The 2814-nt window shown below is 53.6% G+C and carries 4 protein-coding genes; all 4 read left to right on the forward strand.

Going from position 1 to position 2814, the window contains the following annotated elements; genetic code table 11:
• Positions 1 to 13: 13 nt before the first annotated feature.
• Positions 14 to 154: a J domain-containing protein gene (locus tag QZP87_RS15535; RefSeq protein WP_363330992.1), complete on the forward strand. Its 141-nt coding sequence runs from the start codon at positions 14 to 16 to the stop codon at positions 152 to 154.
• 36 nt (positions 155 to 190) lie between these two features.
• Positions 191 to 706, forward strand: coding sequence for a YeeE/YedE thiosulfate transporter family protein (locus tag QZP87_RS05640; protein WP_291321946.1), 516 nt, complete (start codon positions 191 to 193; stop codon positions 704 to 706).
• Positions 703 to 1230 (forward strand): DUF6691 family protein, encoded by a 528-nt coding sequence (locus QZP87_RS05645; protein ID WP_291321947.1) that lies wholly within the window; start codon positions 703 to 705, stop codon positions 1228 to 1230. Before QZP87_RS05640 ends, QZP87_RS05645 begins: the two co-directional genes overlap by 4 nt.
• Positions 1231 to 1633: 403 nt before the next feature.
• Positions 1634 to 2605: an aldo/keto reductase gene (locus QZP87_RS05650; protein WP_291321948.1), complete on the forward strand. Its 972-nt coding sequence runs from the start codon at positions 1634 to 1636 to the stop codon at positions 2603 to 2605.
• Positions 2606 to 2814: the final 209 nt, after the last annotated feature.

Raw genomic sequence — 2814 nt, forward strand, 5'->3', positions numbered from 1 at the left:
GAAACTGAAAAAAATGTCCAGGCGGGAACTCACCAGGATCTACCGCCGCCGGGCCCTGAAGATGCACCCGGACAAGGGAGGAGATCATGAGGAATTCATCAGGTTGAATGAAGCCTATCAGACCCTGCTGAAAAAGATTCGGCCCGGAACATGACCTTTTCAACTATCAAAATTTATTCAAGGAGGTAATATGCCCAAGAGTACAGCATGGAGCCCATATCTGGCCGGCGCTCTGAGCGGACTGGTGGTGATCCTGTCCGTATGGATAGCCGGTCAGTATTTCGGAGCATCCACAAGTTTTGTCAGAGCCGCGGGCATGATTGAAGGCCTGATCGCCCCGGAGAGGGTGGAACAGCTGGAATATTTTGTCCGGGTGACCCCCCAGGTCGACTGGCAGTGGATGTTTGTCACCGGAATTCTGGTCGGTTCTTTTATCGCCGCCAGAACCTCCGGATCCTTCAAGGTGCAGTGGGTCCCGGACATGTGGCAGCAGAACTTCGGGTTCACCCCGGTCAAGCGCGGCCTCATGGCTTTTGCCGGAGGTGCCGTGGCCATGTTCGGAGCCAGGATGGCCGATGGCTGACCCAGCGGACACGGGTTGAGCGGTACGCTTCAACTTTCAGTCAGCGGCATCATCTCCCTGATCCTTTTCCTGGCGGCGGGCATTCTCATGGCCAGGATAATCTACGGAGGTAAACCGAAATGAAACTCATAGTAATCGGCTTCATAACCGGACTTTTATTCGGCTTTCTGCTGCAGAAGGCCCGGGTGGTGCGCTACGACAAGCAACTGGGCGCCCTGCGCCTGATGGACATGACCATTATCAAGTTCATGTTCAGCACAGTTCTGGTGAGCATGGTGGGCGTGTACCTTCTGTATGATCTGGGTCAGGTGGATCTGTCCATAAAGACCACCATCATGGGAGCCAACATAATCGGGGCCATCCTTTTCGGACTGGGCTGGGGCATGCTTGGATACTGTCCCGGGACCTCTCTCGGTGCCCTGGGCGAAGGCCGTCTGGACGCTTTGTGGGGAATCCTGGGCATGATTGCCGGAGCAGCGGTATTCGCCGAAGCCTATCCAGTGCTTAAAAACACGGTCTATGCCTGGGGAGACTACGGGAAAATCACCCTGCCCCAGGTGATGAACATAAACCACTGGCCTATTATTCTGGCCTTCATAGTTATAGGGCTGGTGCTGTTTTTCTGGTTTGAAAAAAAGGGTCTATAGCTACCTGGGAAAGACATCAAAACTCAGAATTACAGCTTGGAACAGTTCCAGCAACATACTTGTGTACAAATAAATAAATCGCCTGTGATTTCAAAATTCAGTTGGATTAGCACTACAGCGATACATATGACTGACCTCCGGGGACTGGCACTCCCCGCACTTATTTTTTCCAATAAAACCAAGATCATTAAATAAAAATGAGTGCGGAGGTGCCTGTCCCCAATTTAGACGCTCTGCCGGGAAATATAATCTCTGGGAACTGTATCGGGCTGGCAAAAGACGAAGGCAAGCGGGGCAGAAGTCTCATGGGTTTTCTAAGATCGGAAAAAGCCGGGCGGATATATTAAGGCCATGGTCTGTTGCCGGGGAATGACTCTAAATCATAACAAGAGAGGATTTATGTATGCAAAAAAAGATGGACCGCAGGCGATTTATGTGCACCACTGCCGGGACGGTTGCCGGCCTGGGAATAACCGGCATTGCAGCTGCGAGCGGACCGGGAGCTGTGTCAGCAGCTGACTTGGGCTCAAAGGGTATGCCCAGAAGAAAGCTGGGACGTACCGGCCACCAGGTTTCCATATTCAGCCTGGGCGGAGAAGCGACAGTGCAGCAGGCCGGCAGGCAGGATGAGGCAGTAGCCATACTAGAGAAGGCTCTGGATCTTGGCGTGAACTATATTGACACCTCTCCCACATACGGCGGAGGCGGCAGCGAGAGCAACATCGGCCGGGTCATGGCCCGCAGGCGAAAGGAGGTTTTTCTGGCCTCCAAGACCCAGGACCGCACTTACGACGGGACCATGCGCCTTATTGAGCAGAGCCTGGAGCGCCTGGAGACTGACTATCTGGATCTGTATCAGGTGCACAATGTCCGGGTTAATAATGACGTGGACCAGGCCCTGGGCAGGCAGGGGGCGGTCCGGGCCATGGAAAAGCTTAAATCGGAGAAGGTCATCCGCAACATCGGCATCACCGGGCACAAGGATCCGGATGTACTGATCCAGGGCATAACCCGCTATGATTTCGACACTGTCCTGCTCACCCTCAACGCTGGAGACATATATTACCGGCCCTTTCAGGAGGATCTCCTGGAAAAGGCGGCAGAGAAGCAGATGGGAATTATCGCCATGAAGGTGACCGCGGTCAGCCGCATCCTTAAGCCCGGGGGCGCCGTATCCATGCAGGAAGCACTGGGATACACTCTCAGCTTTCCTGTCAGCACGGCCATCGTAGGTATCTCCAGTGTTGAACAGGTTGAGGAAAATGCGCGCATCGCCAGGGAATTCGAGTCTTTTTCCAGCAATAAACTGGCCAGAATAGAAGACAAAGTCCGCCCTAACCAGGACCAGGCCAACTTTTTCAAGCATTACTGGTGAAAACCGGTACACAAATTTCAGACGCGAAGTTTTGTGAACCTGCACAGTAAGTACTTAGCGGGGGACAGTCCCCAGGCCTGGCATTTTTATGTGCATACCAGGAATACGCACCTGGTATGCACATGGTCTCCACCGCATCCGCGGTAGATACCGGGGAGTAAGTTTTTTCGCCGCGAAGCGGCTGATGCCTTTTCCTTGCGGGTCCTGTC

Source organism: Desulfonatronospira sp. (genome assembly GCA_003563255.1).
GTDB lineage: Bacteria > Desulfobacterota > Desulfovibrionia > Desulfovibrionales > Desulfonatronovibrionaceae > Desulfonatronospira.

Bases quoted from the DNA above. Each gene is read 5' to 3' on its own strand.
- QZP87_RS05650 (WP_291321948.1), top strand. From the start codon at position 1,634: ATGCAAAAAAAGATGGACCGCAGGCGATTTATGTGCACCACTGCCGGG.
- QZP87_RS15535 (WP_363330992.1), top strand. From the start codon at position 14: ATGTCCAGGCGGGAACTCACCAGGATCTACCGCCGCCGGGCCCTGAAG.
- QZP87_RS05645 (WP_291321947.1), top strand. From the start codon at position 703: ATGAAACTCATAGTAATCGGCTTCATAACCGGACTTTTATTCGGCTTT.